This is a genomic window from Sedimenticola hydrogenitrophicus (assembly GCF_029017505.1).
GTDB classification, from domain to species: domain Bacteria; phylum Pseudomonadota; class Gammaproteobacteria; order Chromatiales; family Chromatiaceae; genus Sedimenticola; species Sedimenticola hydrogenitrophicus_A.
Map to the genome: position 1 here is coordinate 288,713 of NZ_JAQGEI010000001.1, position 16,898 is coordinate 305,610.

Sequence of the window (16,898 nt, forward strand, 5' to 3'; positions counted from 1 at the left end):
GGCGCCGGTGCCCGTTTACATCTCGTTGCATATTACGACAAATTAGTACATTTCGGCAGAACTTCGTTAACGCCCCGGCGCTACTTTAGGCTGGCAATCATCGGCTGGCCATAGCCACGGGGTTCAGGTGGATATCGGCAGGCCGCGTCACCTTATCGGGTGCCAGGAACAGTTGCGCCGGCAACCTTTCGGCGAAATTTCATAACAATTAGATATGTAAGGAGTGGTGGTTTGAAACAGATCAGCAAAAAAAGCGCACTTCTGATCGGTGGGTTTCTAGCCCTTGCTGGGAATGGCACGTTCGCCGCGGCCGCACAACCGATGAGCGGCGAGCAGATTATTCAGCAGCAGTGCACCGCCTGTCATACCAAAACCGGCGATGCAAGCAAGCCTTACTCCCGGATCAGTCAGCAGCGCAAGACCCCGGAGGGGTGGCAGATGACCCTGCATCGCATGGTCAGCATTCATCAGGCGAAGATTTCCGACGCTGAGCGCAAGCAGGTGCTCAAATACCTTGCCGATACCCAGGGGCTGGCGCCGGCCGAGACCGCCGGCCTGCGTTATGGCCTGGAGCGTGACGGCAACCTGGTGGAGAACAATGATCCCGCTTATGCCGAGATGTGCGCCCGCTGTCACTCCGGCGCCCGCTTCGGTCTGCAGCGGCGCACCCGGGCCGAGTGGGATCTGCTGGTGCAGTTCCACATGGGGCAGATTCCGACCCTGGAACTGCATTCGCTGGCGCGTGACCGCCCCTGGTTCGAACTGGCCATGAATGAGGTGGCACCCAAACTGGCGGAAGATTTTCCGTTTGAGACGGCGGCCTGGAAGGCGTGGCAGGCAGCGGACAAGCCCACGTTCGCGCATGCCTGGACCATCGCCGGGTATATCCCGGGCAAGGGCGACTTCGACGCCGTGATGCAGGTGCGTGACCAGGGCGATGACCGCTATGCACTGGAGATCGCCGGTCACTACGCCGACGGCAGACCGCTCAGCGGCAGCGGACAGGCGATCACCTATACCGGATACGAGTGGCGCGCGGCGCTGACCCTGGACGGCATGAAGCTGCGCCAGATCCTGGCGGCCAACGAGCAGGGCACGCAGATGACCGGACGTCTGTTCATGGCCGGGGCCAACGAACTGGGCGCGGAGATGGTGGCGCAACGGGCAGCCAAGGGGGATCACGCCGTGACCCGGGTGATGCCTTCGCATATCCGCCAGGGCACCCGGCAGGAGATCACCCTGGTCGGGGCCGGTCTGCAGGGGACCCCGGAGCTGGGTGAGGGGGTCCGGGTGATCAAAACCCTGTCCGCCGGGACCAACCGCATGCGTTTGCTGGTTGAGGCGGATAAGCAGGCGGCGGTGGGTCTGCGTGACATCCGCGTCGGACAGATCCAGGTGCCCGCCATGCTGGCGGTGTTCGATCAGGTGGCACGGGTGGAGGTGGTGCCCGGCGAGTCGATTGCCAGAGTCGGGGGCAACGGCATGCCGGTAGCCAAGGTGAAGTCCGCCTATCGTGCGGTGGGCTATGCCTCCGGCGCGGACGGCAAACCCGGCACCGCGGATGACATCCGGTTGGGGCATATGCCGGCCACCTGGACGCTGAAGGCGTTTGACGAGACCGCCGAACAGGATAACGACCTCAAGTACGCCGGCACCATCGATGCCAACGGCATCTTCACGCCGGGTGACGCGGGACCCAATCCGGAGCGCAAGATGTCGACCAACAACGTGGGCAACCTGAGTGTGGTCGGCAGCGTCGATGACGGCGGTGGCCAGGTCAGCGGCGAAGCCCATCTGCTGGTGACGGTGCAGCGGTTTGTTCGGTCCTCGGTGCAGTAGGCCGGGATGCTGTTCACTACCCATAGACGGATGCAATCCACCGAGGTGATCCATGGATAACCTGAGACTGGTCAGACCCAATCTGCATCGGGTGGCGGTGGACCGGCACGACATGCTGTTCCATATACCGACCAGCAGCCTGTTTGAGCTCGATGAGTTGAGCGGTGCACTGCTGGATCTGTTTGATGAGCACGATACCGTCAGCCGGGCATCGATTCAACAACGGTTCAATGCGCGGTTCCGCCCGGCCGAGCTGAGCGAGACGATCGATGACCTGAAGTCGTTGGAGATACTGTGCGACGAGGGGACGACGGCCAGGCTGAACCTGCCGCCGCTCAGTGTGCGGAATTTCCCGCTCACCACCCTGGTGCTGAACGTCAATACCGGCTGCAACCTGAGCTGCACCTACTGTTATAAGGAGGACCTGGCGAGCCCGTCCGATGGACTGAAGATGTCCTACGAAACGGCGGTGGAGTCGATCGAGATGCTGCTGCGCGAGTCGCCGGGGCAGAAGAAGTACAACATCGTCTTCTTCGGCGGTGAGCCGCTGACCCACATGCCGCTGATCCGCAAGGTGGTGGCCTATTGCGAAAGTCGCTTTGCCGAATTGGCGGCCACGCCCGATTTTACCCTGACCACCAACGCGACCCTGTTGTCGGACCAGTCGATCGACTGGTTCAATCAGCACCGCTTCGGGCTGACCGTATCCATGGATGGCCCGCGCGGCCTGCATGACCGTAACCGGCTGACCGTGGGAGGTCATGGCACCTACGACATCGTCAGTGAGAAGGTGAAACGGTTGCTGGCGGCCGGGATGTCACGCCCGGTCGGCTGCCGGGTGACCCTGACTCACGGCATCACCGACGTACAGGCCATTTTTGACCACCTCTATCACGATCTGGGATTTCATGAAGTGGGGTTCGGCCCGGTGACCTCCGGCGATATCGCGGCGTTCAATCTGCGTCCGGAAGAGTTGCTGCAGGTGTTCAGCGGCATGAAACAACTCGGCCAACGCTATCTTCAGGAGGCGCTGGAGAACCGCAATCTCGGCTTCGGCAACATGCATCAACTGATGACCGATCTGCACGAGGGCAACAAAAAGCAGCTGCCCTGCGGGGCCGGTGTGGCGCTGCTGGCGGTGGACACGGAAGGGGGGCTGAATCTCTGCCACCGCTTCACCGGTTCCGCGCTGCCGCGCTTCGGCACGGTGAAAACGGGTATCGATAAACCGCGCCTGGCCCGGTTTGTCGAACAACGTCTGGATCGAAGCAACACCGGCTGCGAGACCTGCCGCATCCGCAATCTCTGTTCCGGCGGCTGCTATCACGAGAGTTATGCCAAGACCGGCGATCCGGCGCTGCCGACCTACCATTATTGCGACCTGATGCGGGACTGGGTTGATTTTGGTGTCCAGGTCTATTCGCGCCTCATGCTCGAAAATCCCGGTTTTTTCGAGAATCACGTATTACCCAGGAGGAGTTTCTGAAATGAAACATCTGAAGTCTGTCAATAAAAAAGCAAAAATACTGGAAGCGGCGGTCAGCCGGGAAGAGGTTGAGGAGGTGGTGGCGATGCAGACGGTTGTCGGCTGCACCGCCACCACCGATCCGGGCTGGGAGGTGGATCCGTTCGGCGGCCTTTCGTCCCTCTGCGCGCCGATGGAATCGGACCTGTATGGCTGCGCGGATGCCTGCTGGTGGCCGGCCCAGGTGCCGGACACCATGAGTACCTCTCCAGATTGGTCCAGGGGGATCGACAAGGCGAATGTCGACTGGCGCAAGCTGGATGGCATCTTCCCGGAAGATGAGTGATGGAGATGAGCTTGATGAATACCAAAAAAAGCACTACACGGGCATGGTTGGCACTCGCCGGGCTGGGCCTGGTCCTGAGCGGTTGTCACAGCAGCGTGAAACAGGCCGCCAGCACGGCGTCGCACGAGTATCTGTTGACCGTGACCCGGCCGAATCAACTGCAGGTGATCGACACCGAGACCAACCGCATCAGCCGCTCCTGTGATATCCCCGGCTATTTCGGTTCGGGTTCGATCGCCACGTCGCCAAACGGCCGCATCGCCTATGTGTTGTCCAACAAGTGGGAGGACATTTACGGCTTCGATATCACCGACTGCAAGATGGTGTTCTCCGCCAAGCAGTCGACCGAGAAGGTCACGGTAAAGACCTTCTTCTCCCTGACGCTCAGTCCCGATGGCAAGGAGCTCTACACCATCCAGAATCCGGTGGGCAAGCTGCCGGACCGCTATCAGGTGATGCAGCCCCAACTGGCGGTGTTCGACACCAGCGCCGGATTCGATGTGCAACCGAGCCGCCGCTGGCCGGTGGACCGCCGCATCACCAAGATCGCCACGCTCGCTAGCGGCGAGGTGGTGTTGGGCGGCGCCGACCTGAAGGCGATCGATCCGCAGAACGGCAAGGTGCGGGTCATCAGCAAACTGCAGAACTGGGAGCGGGGCCCGCGATGGCTGACGCCCGATGCCTTCGCCGTCTCCTCGCAGGGGGAGCACGTGGGTGAATACATCATGCCCTACGTCACCGCCGAGTTTAAGGACGACAGCATGAACTTCGAGACCGCCGACTGGTGGTGGGGCATGAGCCGGGTCGATCTGAGCACCGGTGAGGTGGAACAGCTGGAGACGGTTCCCTTCCAGTTCATCGTGTTCAGCTGGGTGACCGATCCACACGATGCCAATATCATCTACGGCGCCTTCAACACCCTTTCCAAGCATGACATCAAGGAGAAGAAGACCCTGGCGGTGACCGACATGGATCACACCTACTACACCATCAACATGACCTCCGACGGCGGCACCCTCTACGTCGGCGGGACCTCCAGCGATATCTCGGTGCACGACCCCGCGACCCTGGAGAAGAAGGGCAGTATTCAGCTGCCGGGGGACATGTCGACCGCCGACATGCGCCTGGCGAGGCTGCAAGAGTAGCGCCTTGATGCTGTCGACCCCAGTCCAGGCCGCCAGGCACAGGGATGTGCTCGGGCGGCGCGTCGGTCAGGCATGCTCGACCGTCTGATCCGCTCCAGCGAGCCGGACACGCAAGCGGCCGCGCGCGCCGCGCTGCGTTGGGTATACGGTTTTGTCTGGCCGCACCGTTACAGCATGCTGGTGCTGCTGCTGCTCTCCCTGCTGGCCACCGGGCAGGTACTGCTGCTGCCCTGGTTGACCAAGATTCTGATCGACGACGGGTTGCTGGCCGGCGACCGGAGTGTGCTGGTGCAGGTGGCGCTCGCCATGATCCTGATTGGCCTCCTTGGCATGGGGCTCGCCGGCCTCAACCGGTATCTGCACACCCTCCTGTCCGGGCGCATCCTGTTTCGCTTGCGCGAGGATCTCTACCGGCATCTGCAGACCCTGTCGCCCACCTTCTACGCCGAGCGCCGCACCGGCGACATCCTCTCCCGGCTGGATGGGGATGTGGCGGAGATCCAGCGCTTTGCCGTCGACTCCCTGTTCGCCGCCGTCTCCAGCATCCTGGGCCTGCTCGGGGCGCTGGCGCTGATGCTGCTGCTCTCCTGGCAACTGACCCTGATCGTCGCTCTGCTGATCCCCGTCGAGGTGCTGTGGATGCGCTGGATGCGGCGCAAGCTGGAGCGGCGCACCCGTCGCCTGCGGGAACGCTCGGCCGATCTCTCCTCGTTCCTGGTGGAGACCCTGCCGGCGATGAAGTTCATCCAGTCCGTCGGCCAGGAGGCGCGTGAAGCGAGGCGCCTGCGCGGTCTGGGCGACCACTATCTGGGGGATCTGTTGCGCCTGCAGATGACCGAGTTCCTGACCCGCGCCGTGCCCGGCGTGCTGACATCGCTGTCGCGGGCGGGCGCCTTCATTATCGGCGGTCTGTGGGTGATCGACGGCGAGTGGCAACTGGGTGCCCTGATCGCCTTCTCCACCTATCTGGGTATGGCCATCGGCCCGGTGCAGAGCCTGCTCGGGCTCTACGTATCGATCCAGCGGGTCTCGGTGAGCCTGGGTCGGGTGGCGGAGCTGCGTTTTACCCCCAGCAGCGTGGGGCCGCCGCCATCACCCCGCCCGTTGCCCCTGCGGGGTGGTCATATCGTGTTCGAGGGCGTCTCCTTCGCCTATCCGGGGCGCAGCCGGCAGGTGCTGCGGCAGCTGGATGTATCCATTGCCGCCGGCAGCAAGGTGGTGCTGACCGGGCGCTCCGGGGTGGGCAAGTCGACCCTGATCGATCTGCTGCAGCGCCACTATGACCCGCAGTCGGGACGCATCCTGCTGGATGGCCTCGATCTGCGTGACTGCGATCCGCAGGAGATCCGCCAGCGGGTGGCGGTGGTGAGCCAGGAGATCGTCCTGTTTCGTGGCAGCCTGTTCGAGAATCTGCGCTACGCGGCGCCCCAGGCGGATGCCGAAAGCATCCTGGCGGCGGCGCGGCGTGCCCGCCTGGACGATCTGATCGACAGCCTGCCGGAGGGCATCCATAGCCAGGTCGGCGAACGGGGCGTGCAGCTCTCCGGCGGCCAGCGGCAGCGCGTGGCCATCGCCCGCGCCCTGCTGCAGGAGCCGCTGGTGCTGGTGCTGGACGAGGCGACCTCGGCCGTCGACCAGGAGACCGAGCAGGAGATCATCGACGCGGTGGACGGACTGTTCGGCGACCGCACCCGGATCCTGATCAGTCATCGCCCGTCGCTCTCCGATGCCGTTTCGTTGCAGTTGATACTGGATGACGGGGTGATTCGGGTACTGCCGCACGCGGGGGTGATGCATGTGTAGGCGGGTGACGGTGGGGGTGGTGGACAGCGGCTTCAGCCGCGATCAGGCGCACGCCGTCGATGTCGCCGCGGCCTTTGTCATCGAGTCGGGGATGCTGGTTCAGCGCGAGGCGGGGTACGACCGCGTGCAACACGGCACCGAGACCATCCGCGCCATCCTCGGCGCGGCGCCGACTGTCCGCCTGGCGGTTGCCCAGGTGTTCACCGACCGTTTCACCACCACCCCCTCCCAGGTGGCGGCCGCCATTCACTGGCTGCTGGCACAACGGGTGGACCTGATCAATCTCAGTCTGGGCCTGCGCACCGACCGGCCGGTGCTGCGGGCCGCCTGTGCGGCGGCGGCCGGGGCCGGGGTGGCGCTCTGCGCCGCCACCCCGGCGCGTGGCGATCCGGTCTTCCCCGCCGCCTATCCCGGGGTGCTGCGCATGACCGGCGACGCCCGCTGTGCCGAGGCCGAGTGGTCTCGCCTGCAGACGCAGTATGCCGATTTCGGTGCGTTTGTCCGCAGCCCGGACGGGCGGGTGGCCGGGGCCAGTATCGGCACCGGCTACCTGAGCGGACATATCGCCGCCTACCTGACGGCCGGTGGTGCGCCGGATATCGCTTCAATCCAACGGCATTTGCGCGGTAATGCCCGTTATTTCGGGGCGGAGCGGCGGACGGGCTAGTGGCAGTGGCGACGACAGGACAATATCCCGAACGGTTGCTGGTCCTTGGCGGTGGACCGGCGGGGGCCGCGGCGGCGATGGGGCTGGCGGCTACCGGCTACCCGGTCACCCTGATCAGCGAACCGCGCCCGTTCGCTGCGATTGAGGGGATCTCGGAGCGGGTGGTTGACGGCCTGCACCAGGCCGGATTTTCCCAGGCGCTGGAGCGGCTGCCGGAGCCCACGCCGCGCCGGGTTACCTGGAACGGCCTCACCTCGGCGGCCAACCGCGAGCGGCTGATCGACCGACAAGCGTTCGATCGGGCGCTGCTGGCCGATCTGGAACGGGCCGGGGTGCGGGTGATTCGCGGCCGCGTGCGGCGGCTGGAGCGGTGCGGCGAGGGCCATCGCGTGCGGGTGACCCAGGCGGAGGGAACGCGCCTCTACCCGGGTGATTTCCTGATCGAGGCGCGCGGCCGCCGGGCCCCGGCCGGCGACCGGCAGCGCCGGTGCGGCGTTGCCAGCGTCTCCCTGCTGCAACGCTGTCGGGGACCCTCCCTGCCACCCGGCTCCGCGGTGGAGAGTTTCGCCGAGGGTTGGGCCTGGATGGCGGCGAACGGCGCCGCGGAGCGCTATCTGCAGCTGACCCTGGACGTGGCGCATGCCCGGTTGCCGGAGAAGGCGTCGCTGACGGGGTTCATCCTGGGGCATCTGCGGTGCTTGCCACAGGCGGCGCCCTTTCTGCAGGACGCCGAGCCGCTGGGTCCTGCCCATGCCCGCACCAGCACCCCCAGCCACTGCATCGAGCCGGTGGGGGATGACTGGATACGCATCGGCGATGCGGCGATGGCGGTGGATCCCCTGTCCGGAAACGGCATCTTTCAGGCGCTTTCCTCGGCGCTGCAGGCGCCGGCGGTGGTGCATACCCTGTTGCGGCGGCCGCAGGATGGCGAGCTGGCGAAACGCTTTCATCGGCAGCGGGTCGCCGACCTGTTCAACCGCTACTCCCGGATCGGACGGGACTTCTATGCCATGGAGTGGCAGTGGGCCGACCGGCCGTTCTGGGCCGCGCGCCGGGCCTGGCCCGATAGCGAGCCGCTGCATCGTCGCTTCGGCCTGTCCGACATGCGCATCCGCCTACTGCCGGTGCTGCAGGGTGAGTTTATCGTCGCCCGCGAAGGGGTGGTGACGCCGGATCATCCACTGGGAATCTGGCATCTGGGCGGCGTCCCGCTGGCACCGCTGGTCCGCGCGCTGCAGCAGGGGAGGGAGCGGCCGCCACTCGACACACTTGCAGGCTGGCCACCGGTCTCGGCGGAGCAGCGGCGCTTGATCGACAATTTCATCGCCGGCTGTCGGCCGGCTCCCGGCGAACAGCGAGGATAAGCGAATCATGTCTTTGGCGAATGCCCCCCTGTCCAAACCGGAGCTGGCCTTCACACTCTGCGATGCGACGCTGCTGGAGCGCCTTGCCGGGCTCCCTTCGCCGCTCAACGCGGAGGCGTGCCTGGCGGCCTTGGGTTGGCGCGAGTCGGTGCTCCCGCAGGCACTGGCCGGGCGTCCGCTCGACCGGATCCATTACGGCAATGAGTTCTGCGAGCGCCTGTTGCCCCACTCCACCCAGCTACAGCGGGTGGTGGAGTGGAGCCGGGGGCATGGCCTGGGCATCACCTTGCTGACGCCGATGCTGGCCGACCGGGGTATCGAACAGTTGCCGAGGCTGTTTGGGCGACTGCCGGACGCGAGCGAGGTGGTGGTCAACGACTGGGGGGTGCTGCGGCTGCTGCGGGAGCGCTTTCCCCGGCTGCGCCCGGTGGCCGGACGGCAGATGGGCAAGATGATCAAGGACCCGCGGCTGCCCTCGGCGGAGTGGGCCAGCGCCATACCCCCCGGGATGCAGTCATCGCTCTATCCGAAACTGATGCAGCGCTTTGGTGTGGAGTCGGTGGAGACCGATATCCGTCCCTTCGCCGAGACCGCCGACCTGCGGCCGAACGGCCTCCGCCTCTCGGTGCATCTGCCCTTCGGCTACACCCTGAAGGGGCGTATCTGCAAGCCGGGCTCGCTGGCGCTGGAGAAGCAGAAAAAGTTCATGCCCGGGCACCGCTGCCAGAAGGAGTGTCTGGTCTATTTCAGCCGCATGCAACGCACCGGCTGTCAGAGCCCGCATGAGCTGTCCGTCTTCCTGCGCGGCAATACCATCTTCTATCGTTACGGCGCGGAGCAGCAGCGGGTGCTGGGGGAGGCGCTGCGACAGGGTTGGGTCAATCGACTGGTACTGGCGGGAGACTGGAATGAAAATCGTTGCACCGATTAGCAAGGCGGCGGAGCTGGAGCCGGTGCTGCAGGCCGGGGCCGACGAGGTGTACTTCGGCATGGTGCCCGAGGAGTGGACGCGGCAGTTCGGTATCTCCACCGTAAGCCGGCGGCTGTTCGGCAATATCAGGGAGTATGTCGAGATGCAGTGGATCATCGCGACCGCCCATGCCGCCGGTAAGCAGTCCATGCTGACCCTGAACGCCCAGCACTACACCGAGCCGCAGCTGCGCTGCCTGATCGAGCTGGCGCGCCGCTTCGCCGGCGAGGGCGGCGACGCCCTGATCCTGGCCGACCCGGCACTGTTGCTGGCGGTGGCGGAGCTGGATCTGGGCGTCCGCCTCCACCTCAGCTCCATCGCCGCCTGCCGCAACAGCGAGTCGGCGCGCTTCTTCGGCGAGCTGGGGGTCGACCGGGTGATCTTTCCGCGCTACCTCAAACTGGATGAGATCCGGGACATGGTCGCCGCACTGCCGCGCATGGAGTTCGAGGCGTTTATCCTCAATGATGGCTGTATCTACGAGGAGGGGGTCTGCCACACCATCCATCTGCCGCAACAATATGGCGGGCCGATCTGCCTGGACAACTACCAGTACAGCTTCTACCGGGCAGACGGAGAACGCATTGAACAGCCGGCCCGGCAGGCGCTGTTGCAGAACGAGGCCGATTACAAGGAGTGGACCTGGTACAAGTTCAGCTGCGGCTTCTCCACCTCCGAGCAGGGCTACACCTTCGGCCCCTGCGGACTTTGCGCCATCCACCGGCTGGCGTCGGACGGGGTGACAGCGATCAAGATTGCCGGTCGCGAGGCGCCCCTGGAGCGCAAGCTGAAGAGCATTCAGCTGGTGCGCTCGGTGCGCGACCAAGTGGCTGCAGGCGAGACGGCGCAAACCGTTTACGACTACGCCAGCAACGTGCGGGCGCGGCCCGAGCTGTGTCACTCGGGCTATATGTGCTACTACCCTGAGGTGCTGGACGAGGTGGATCGCAAGGAGAGGCAGGCGCCCCCGGCGGGCGTGACTACTTCAGCTCGACGATGACGCTCTTCTTCTGCTCCTTCTCGTAGATCGCGTCCATGTCCTGGACTTGGCCGCTGGCCAGCTCCTCGGCGATGGCGTCGCGCACCTCGACGATCACCACGTCCATCTGGATAGTAACGCCGGCCAGCGGCGGATTGGCATCCACCACCACGCTCTCGTCGTCCACCTTGACCACGGTGACCACCACCTCGGTGTCGTCGCGGCGGGTCTTGAAGCGGCGGCCGACGGCGATCTCCCCCTCCAGCTTGAACTTGTCCCGCGGGATCACCTTGACCAGGCGCTCGTCGGTGGCGCCGTAGGCCTGCTCCGGGGTCAGGGTGAGCTGCAGCCGCTCGCCGATGGACCGGCCCTCCAGCGCCGCCTCCAGGGCGGGGAACACCGTCCCCCGGCCGTGGATGAAGGAGACGGTCTCACCGTTGTCCGAGGTGTCCAGCAGATTGCCCAGCTGGTCGGTCATGGTGTATTCGATGGTCACTACCTTGTCGTTGCTGATCTGCATCTTCGGGTACCGGGTGTGCTGAAAGGGCCGCACATCTTACGGCGGATCGGGCGGATGTCCAAGTCGCGGGTTATCGGCGGGCAGGCACTTCATCGGGCAGCCTGACGGAGGCCGGGGCCATTTGTTCTCCCCGGGCGATTTCCGTAGAATTGCAGGTGACAACGCCCGTCGTTCTGCCTAATATCCACCATTTCGTTCAATCACAAAGTCTAGCCTGTATGAAGACCAGCGCCGAATTACGCACCGCCTTCCTGAACTTCTTTATCGAGAAGGGACATACGGAGGTTCCCAGCAGCTCGCTGGTGCCCCATGACGACCCCACGCTGCTGTTTACCAATGCCGGCATGGTGCAGTTCAAGGACACCTTCCTGGGACGGGAGAAGCGCGACTATGTGCGCGCCACCACTTCCCAGCGCTGCGTGCGCGCCGGCGGCAAACACAACGACCTGGAAAATGTCGGCTACACCGCGCGCCATCACACCTTTTTCGAGATGCTGGGCAACTTCAGCTTCGGCGACTACTTCAAGCGCGAGGCGATTCAGTACGCCTGGGAGTTCCTCACCGAGGTACTGGGCCTGCCGGAAGAGAAGCTCTGGGTAACGGTGTTCGAGGAGGACCAGGAGGCCGAGGATATCTGGCTCAAGGAGATGAAGGTCGACCCGGGCCGCTTCTCCCGTTGCGGCGCCAAGGACAACTTCTGGTCCATGGGCGATACCGGCCCCTGCGGGCCCTGCTCGGAGATCTTCTACGACCACGGCCCCGAGGTGTGGGGCGGACCGCCCGGCTCCCCGGAAGAGGACGGCGACCGCTATATCGAGATCTGGAACCTGGTGTTCATGCAGTTCAACCGCGACCAGGCCGGCGAGATGACCCCGCTGCCGCGGCCCTCGGTGGATACCGGCATGGGGCTGGAGCGTCTGGCGGCGGTGCTGCAGCATGTGCACAGCAACTACGAAATCGACCTGTTCCAGCACCTGATCAAGGCCGCTGCCGAGGCCACCGGCTGCGGCAATCTGGAAGAGAAATCCTTGCGGGTCATCGCCGATCACATCCGCTCCTGCGCCTTCCTGATCGTTGACGGCGTGCTGCCCTCCAACGAGGGGCGCGGCTACGTCCTGCGCCGCATCATCCGCCGCGCCATCCGCCACGGCTACATGCTGGGCATGAAGCAGCCCTTCTTCCACAAGCTGGTGGAGCCGCTGAGCCAGGAGATGGGCGCGGCCTATCCCGAGCTGCCCAAGGCGGCCGATCAGGTGCGGCGGGTGCTGCGCCTGGAAGAGGAACGCTTTGCCGAGACCCTGGAACAGGGGATGAAGATCCTCGATCAGACGATCGAATCACTGGCCGGCAAGGAGATCCCGGGCGAGACCGTGTTCAAGCTCTACGATACCTACGGCTTCCCCACCGACCTGACCGCGGACATCGCCCGCGAGCGGGATCTGACCCTGGATATGCCCGGTTTCGAGCTGGCGATGCAGGCGCAGCGGGAACGGGCGCGTGCCGCCAGCCAGTTCGGCGGCGCCCAGCAGGTGGAGATCAATCTCGACGGCGCCACCGAGTTTACCGGCTATGAGCGGCTGGAGAGCAAGGCGACCATCATCGCCCTGTTCCAGGACGGCCAATCGGTCGACACCCTGGGGGATGGCGAGGCGGGGCTGGTGGTGCTGGACCGCACCCCGTTCTATGCCGAGTCCGGCGGTCAGGTGGGTGATGCGGGGGTCCTGGAGTGTGGCGACACCCGCTTCATCGTCACCGACACCCGGAAGCAGGGTGGCGACGTGTTTGTCCACAGTGGCCGTTTCCAGGGTGCCTCGCTCCAGGTCGGCAGCGAGGTGCTGGCCCGGGTCGACGCCGGCAAGCGCGCTGCCACCGCGCTCAACCACTCCGCCACCCACCTGATGCACGCCGCGCTGCAGCGGGTGCTGGGCGAGCATGTCCAGCAGAAGGGCTCGCTGGTCAATGCCGAGCGCCTGCGCTTCGACTTCTCCCACTTCGAGCCGGTCAGCCGTGAGCAGCTCCAGGAGATCGAGCGCATGGTCAACGAGCAGATTCGCGAGAACCACACCGTGCAGACCCGCATCATGTCCCTGGAGGATGCCAAGGCGAGCGGCGCGATGGCGCTGTTCGGCGAGAAGTACGGCGACAACGTGCGGGTGTTGCGCATGGGCGACTTCTCCACCGAGCTGTGTGGTGGCACCCACGTCAAGGCGGTGGGCGACATCGGCCTGTTCAAGATTGTCTCGGAAACCGGCATCGCCTCCGGCGTGCGGCGCATCGAGGCGGTGACCGGCGCCGCCGCCCTGCAGTGGGTGGAGGCGGACGAGAACCGGCTGCAACGGATCGCGGACCTGGTCAAATCCGGCCGCGACGATGTGGCGGACAAGGTGACCCAGCTGGTGGAACGCAGCCGGCGCCTGGAGAAAGAGCTGGAGCAGCTGAAGAGCAAGCTGGCCAGCGCGGCCGGCAGCGACCTGGCCGGCAGCGCCGTCGAAGTGGCGGGCGTCAAGGTACTGGCCGCCAAGCTCGACGGGGTCGATCCCAAGGACCTGCGCGACACCCTGGACCAGCTGAAAAACAAGCTGGGCAGCGCGGTGATCCTGCTGGCGGCGGTCAGTGGCGACAAGGTCAGCCTGGTGGCCGGCGTCACCAAGGACCAGATCCCGACCCTGAAGGCGGGGGAGCTGGTGAAGTTCGTCGCCGAACAGGTGGGCGGCAAGGGCGGTGGCCGGCCCGACATGGCCCAGGCCGGCGGCAGCGACCCGGCGGCCCTGCCCGGCGCCCTGGCCTCGGTCGAGGGCTGGGTGCGTGAGGCGCTGGGGCAGTAGGCGGCAGCCGCTTACGAAACCGTGGAAACCACGCATATTTTATTGTTTAATTAGCCCCCTTCGGACGCCCGGCTCCTGGCCGGGCTAACTATGTAACTGGAAAGCGAGTAGCAGAATCAATGGCCCTTATCGTACAGAAATACGGTGGCACATCGGTCGGCAGCATCGAGCGGATACAGGCGGTGGCCGCAAAGGTCGCGGCGGCACGCAACCATGGCGATCAGGTCGTGGTGGTGGTCTCCGCCATGTCCGGGGAGACCAACCGGCTGATCGCGCTGGCCAAGGCGATCGAGGAACACCCCTCCGCGCGAGAGATGGATGTCCTGGTATCGACCGGCGAGCAGGTGACCATCGCGCTGCTCTCCATGGCCCTGCACAAGATCGGTTGCCCGGCGAAATCCTACACCGGCGGCCAGGTGCATATCCTCACCGACAGCGCCCACAGCAAGGCGCGTATCCAGGATATCGATGATATCAAGGTCAAGGCCGACCTCGACGCCGGTTGCGTGGTGGTGGTGGCCGGGTTCCAGGGCATCGACGAGCAGGGCAGTATCACCACCCTAGGTCGCGGCGGTTCGGATACCACGGCGGTGGCCCTGGCGGCGGCGCTGAAGGCCGACGAGTGCCAGATCTTCACCGATGTGGACGGGGTCTACACCACCGATCCGCGGGTGGAGCCGAAGGCGCGCCGCATGAGCAAGATATCATTTGAAGAGATGCTGGAGATGGCCAGCCTCGGATCCAAGGTGCTGCAGATCCGGGCGGTCGAATTTGCCGGCAAATACAATGTACCCCTGCGCGTACTCTCGAGTTTCGAAGAGGGCGAGGGAACCCTGATCACCTTTGAGGACAAGGGTATGGAAGACGCAAAAATTTCAGGTATCGCGTTCAACCGCGATGAGGCGAAACTCACCATCCTGGGGGTCCCGGATCAGCCCGGCGTGGCCTACCAGATTCTGGGCCCCATCTCCGATGCCAATATCGAAGTGGACATGATCATCCAGAACATCGGCCAGGACGGGACCACCGACTTCACCTTTACCGTGCATCGCAACGATTACGACAAGGCCGTGTCCATCCTGAACGGGGTGGCAAAGGAGCTGGGTGCGCGGGAGGTGAGCGGTGATAATACCATCGTCAAGATCTCCCTGGTGGGCGTGGGCATGCGCTCACACGCCGGTATCGCCAGCTCCATGTTCGCCGCCCTGTCCAAGGAGGGGATCAATATCCGCATGATCTCCACCTCCGAAATCAAGATCTCGGTGGTGGTCGACGAGAAGTATCTGGAACTGGGGGTGCGTGCCCTGCACGAGGCGTTTGACCTGGCGGCAGAACCGGCAAAGATAGGCTAGAGTCTACCTATATGGACGAGTCGGTTCCCTCTATCAGTGAAAGGGCTATTCACATGGAAGTATATACCTTTAATTCCCTTTATTTCTCAATGGGTTAGCTGGTAGAATTCCATCGCTCTTTCACCACATCTCCTGTGGCGCAAGTGCTTGGTTGGCGGCGTTTCTGTGCACTTTCCGGAGGATGGAGTCCTCTGCAGGGTTGGTGTTCGTGACGTCACAGTTGGAAATTTAACAGGGAGATTGGACGATGTTGATCTTGACACGCCGCGTAGGCGAGACTCTGATGATTGGAGACGAAGTGACCGTAACGGTACTGGGCGTCAAAGGTAATCAGGTCCGTATCGGTGTCAATGCCCCACGTGATGTAACGGTGCATCGTGAAGAAATTTACGAGCGCATCAAGCGTGAGCAGCAGACTGACCAAGATATAGTGGACGACGAGTAAAGCGTTTACCCGTACGGGGCCGTTCAGGCCCCGTTGCCTTCATGCATAAGCGTGTGTCCCTGACCGATCCATCAGGCCGGGCAGGGCAGAAAAACGGTCCTTCAAAAGCCGTTTTTAAAGTGAAATTCATAGAAGCAATACGAAAAAAAATGGGTTAGAATACCGCCTCTTTCGGGGCAGGGTATCGCCCTGGCTGTCCTGGGTTATTGGGACGGCCCCGCGGGGTGAGGTGCGTAGCACCGAATAACACGCACTCCCGCATGGTCCGCAGGACCATTAAACGCGTGAAATGAATCAGGAGAGCTGGCCGAGCGGCTGAAGGCGCGCCCCTGCTAAGGGCGTATGGGTTAATAGCCCATCGAGGGTTCGAATCCCTCGCTCTCCGCCATTATTTTAGTCAGCTAATTAGTTGACAACGGAGCAAGAAATCTTCAGAATTCGCGCTCCAAAGTTAAGCGCCCGTAGCTCAGCTGGATAGAGTACCTGGCTACGAACCAGGTGGTCGGAGGTTCGAATCCTTCCGGGCGCGCCATTTTTAGCAAGAAAATCAAGCGGTTAGGCGATCAGCCTGCCGCTTTTTTTCTTTCCTGTTTAGCGACTGTGCTAGATTTGTGCTATCCAGCCGGGTCTCGGAAAGCTTGTCTGCATATTCCGCCAGATGTGCTTACAGACATATGAGCATATCTGCGGACCATGCGTAAGCAAGTGCCCCTTTGATAAGGGGGTACAAGGCATCGTGATACACCTCAAAGCTCGGCTGATCCGGCATTTAGTTCGAGTCGACCCTAAGCAAGCATCCGAGATTTCTTGTGACACCTGGCGAACGAAATGAGGGTGGCGCCCAGGATAAATAGTGCGATGCTGCCTGGCTCGGGGACAGAACCTATGGTAGTGGTACTGATGCTGTAGAACCGTGCGCCTTGTCCGAGAACAACGTCGAACTCGGAAATGGGTGGAAACGTCGGGTCGAATACAGTTGAGGTCCAGTCATCAAGGTGATGCACCCCAGCCATGGCCGAGACTATCGGGTTATCGCCGCCTTCCCAGATGATTGATAACAGGCCTGTGTTTTCGATCACCACGTAGTAAGTATCCGCTACGAGGCTGAGCCCCGAGAACAACTCTCCGCCCAGCGGGACGCCGGTGAAATTTACCGCATCAACAAGATCGGCTACCGA

General features: G+C 63.7%; 14 protein-coding genes and 2 tRNA genes. 14 read left to right on the forward strand and 2 right to left on the reverse strand.

Annotation, left to right across the window (positions count from 1 at the left end; genetic code table 11):
* Nucleotides 1-231: 231 nt before the first annotated feature.
* The 9 genes from peaA to O9K64_RS01280 all read left to right on the forward strand — a co-directional run bounded on the left by peaA (nt 232) and on the right by O9K64_RS01280 (nt 10,599).
* Nucleotides 232-1,839, forward strand: a complete 1,608-nt coding sequence (gene peaA, locus O9K64_RS01240) for a quinohemoprotein amine dehydrogenase subunit alpha (RefSeq protein WP_275096252.1) — start codon at nt 232-234, stop codon at nt 1,837-1,839.
* A gap of 52 nt (nt 1,840-1,891) precedes the next feature.
* Entirely contained in the window at nt 1,892-3,325 is a 1,434-nt protein-coding gene (gene peaB / locus O9K64_RS01245; protein WP_275096253.1) for a quinohemoprotein amine dehydrogenase maturation protein, read from the forward strand.
* Nucleotide 3,326: 1 nt separating this feature from the next.
* The gene (qhpC, locus tag O9K64_RS01250; protein ID WP_275096254.1) at nt 3,327-3,650 is read left to right on the forward strand and encodes a quinohemoprotein amine dehydrogenase subunit gamma; all 324 of its coding nucleotides are present in this window, start codon (nt 3,327-3,329) and stop codon (nt 3,648-3,650) included.
* Between the two features lie 14 nt (nt 3,651-3,664).
* Nucleotides 3,665-4,795, forward strand: a complete 1,131-nt coding sequence (gene peaD, locus O9K64_RS01255) for a quinohemoprotein amine dehydrogenase subunit beta (RefSeq protein ID WP_275096255.1) — start codon at nt 3,665-3,667, stop codon at nt 4,793-4,795.
* 72 nt (nt 4,796-4,867) lie between these two features.
* On the forward strand, nt 4,868-6,598 hold the full coding sequence (locus O9K64_RS01260) for an ABC transporter ATP-binding protein (protein ID WP_275096256.1): 1,731 nt from the start codon (nt 4,868-4,870) through the stop codon (nt 6,596-6,598).
* Complete coding sequence (locus tag O9K64_RS01265) at nt 6,591-7,265, forward strand: S8 family serine peptidase (protein WP_275096257.1); 675 nt, start codon at nt 6,591-6,593, stop codon at nt 7,263-7,265. Before O9K64_RS01260 ends, O9K64_RS01265 begins: the two co-directional genes overlap by 8 nt.
* Nucleotides 7,266-7,270: 5 nt before the next feature.
* The gene (locus O9K64_RS01270) at nt 7,271-8,629 is read left to right on the forward strand and encodes an NAD(P)/FAD-dependent oxidoreductase (protein ID WP_275096258.1); all 1,359 of its coding nucleotides are present in this window, start codon (nt 7,271-7,273) and stop codon (nt 8,627-8,629) included.
* A gap of 7 nt (nt 8,630-8,636) precedes the next feature.
* On the forward strand, nt 8,637-9,560 hold the full coding sequence (locus tag O9K64_RS01275; RefSeq protein WP_275096259.1) for a hypothetical protein: 924 nt from the start codon (nt 8,637-8,639) through the stop codon (nt 9,558-9,560).
* Entirely contained in the window at nt 9,538-10,599 is a 1,062-nt protein-coding gene (locus O9K64_RS01280; protein WP_275096260.1) for a U32 family peptidase, read from the forward strand. Before O9K64_RS01275 ends, O9K64_RS01280 begins: the two co-directional genes overlap by 23 nt.
* On the opposite strand, the gene O9K64_RS01285 is transcribed toward O9K64_RS01280, so the two are convergent.
* Entirely contained in the window at nt 10,580-11,098 is a 519-nt protein-coding gene (locus O9K64_RS01285) for an FKBP-type peptidyl-prolyl cis-trans isomerase (protein ID WP_275096261.1), read from the reverse strand. The two genes, O9K64_RS01280 and O9K64_RS01285, sit on opposite strands and share 20 nt — an antisense overlap.
* A gap of 218 nt (nt 11,099-11,316) precedes the next feature.
* Between O9K64_RS01285 and alaS the strand changes: the two genes are divergently transcribed.
* The 5 genes from alaS (at nt 11,317) to O9K64_RS01310 (ending at nt 16,252) form a co-directional block, all read left to right on the forward strand.
* Complete coding sequence (alaS, locus tag O9K64_RS01290; protein ID WP_275096262.1) at nt 11,317-13,923, forward strand: alanine--tRNA ligase; 2,607 nt, start codon at nt 11,317-11,319, stop codon at nt 13,921-13,923.
* 119 nt (nt 13,924-14,042) lie between these two features.
* Complete coding sequence (locus tag O9K64_RS01295) at nt 14,043-15,275, forward strand: aspartate kinase (protein ID WP_260294766.1); 1,233 nt, start codon at nt 14,043-14,045, stop codon at nt 15,273-15,275.
* A 247-nt stretch (nt 15,276-15,522) separates the two neighbouring features.
* A complete protein-coding gene (csrA, locus tag O9K64_RS01300; RefSeq protein WP_260294765.1) occupies nt 15,523-15,720 on the forward strand; it encodes a carbon storage regulator CsrA in 198 nt (65 codons plus the stop codon).
* Nucleotides 15,721-16,017: 297 nt separating this feature from the next.
* Nucleotides 16,018-16,108 (forward strand) — tRNA-Ser (locus tag O9K64_RS01305).
* Nucleotides 16,109-16,175: 67 nt separating this feature from the next.
* Nucleotides 16,176-16,252, forward strand: a tRNA-Arg gene (locus O9K64_RS01310).
* A gap of 253 nt (nt 16,253-16,505) precedes the next feature.
* Here O9K64_RS01310 and O9K64_RS01315 read toward each other — a convergent pair.
* On the reverse strand, nt 16,506-16,898 hold a 393-nt coding region (locus tag O9K64_RS01315; RefSeq protein ID WP_275096263.1), incomplete at its 5' end, for a PEP-CTERM sorting domain-containing protein.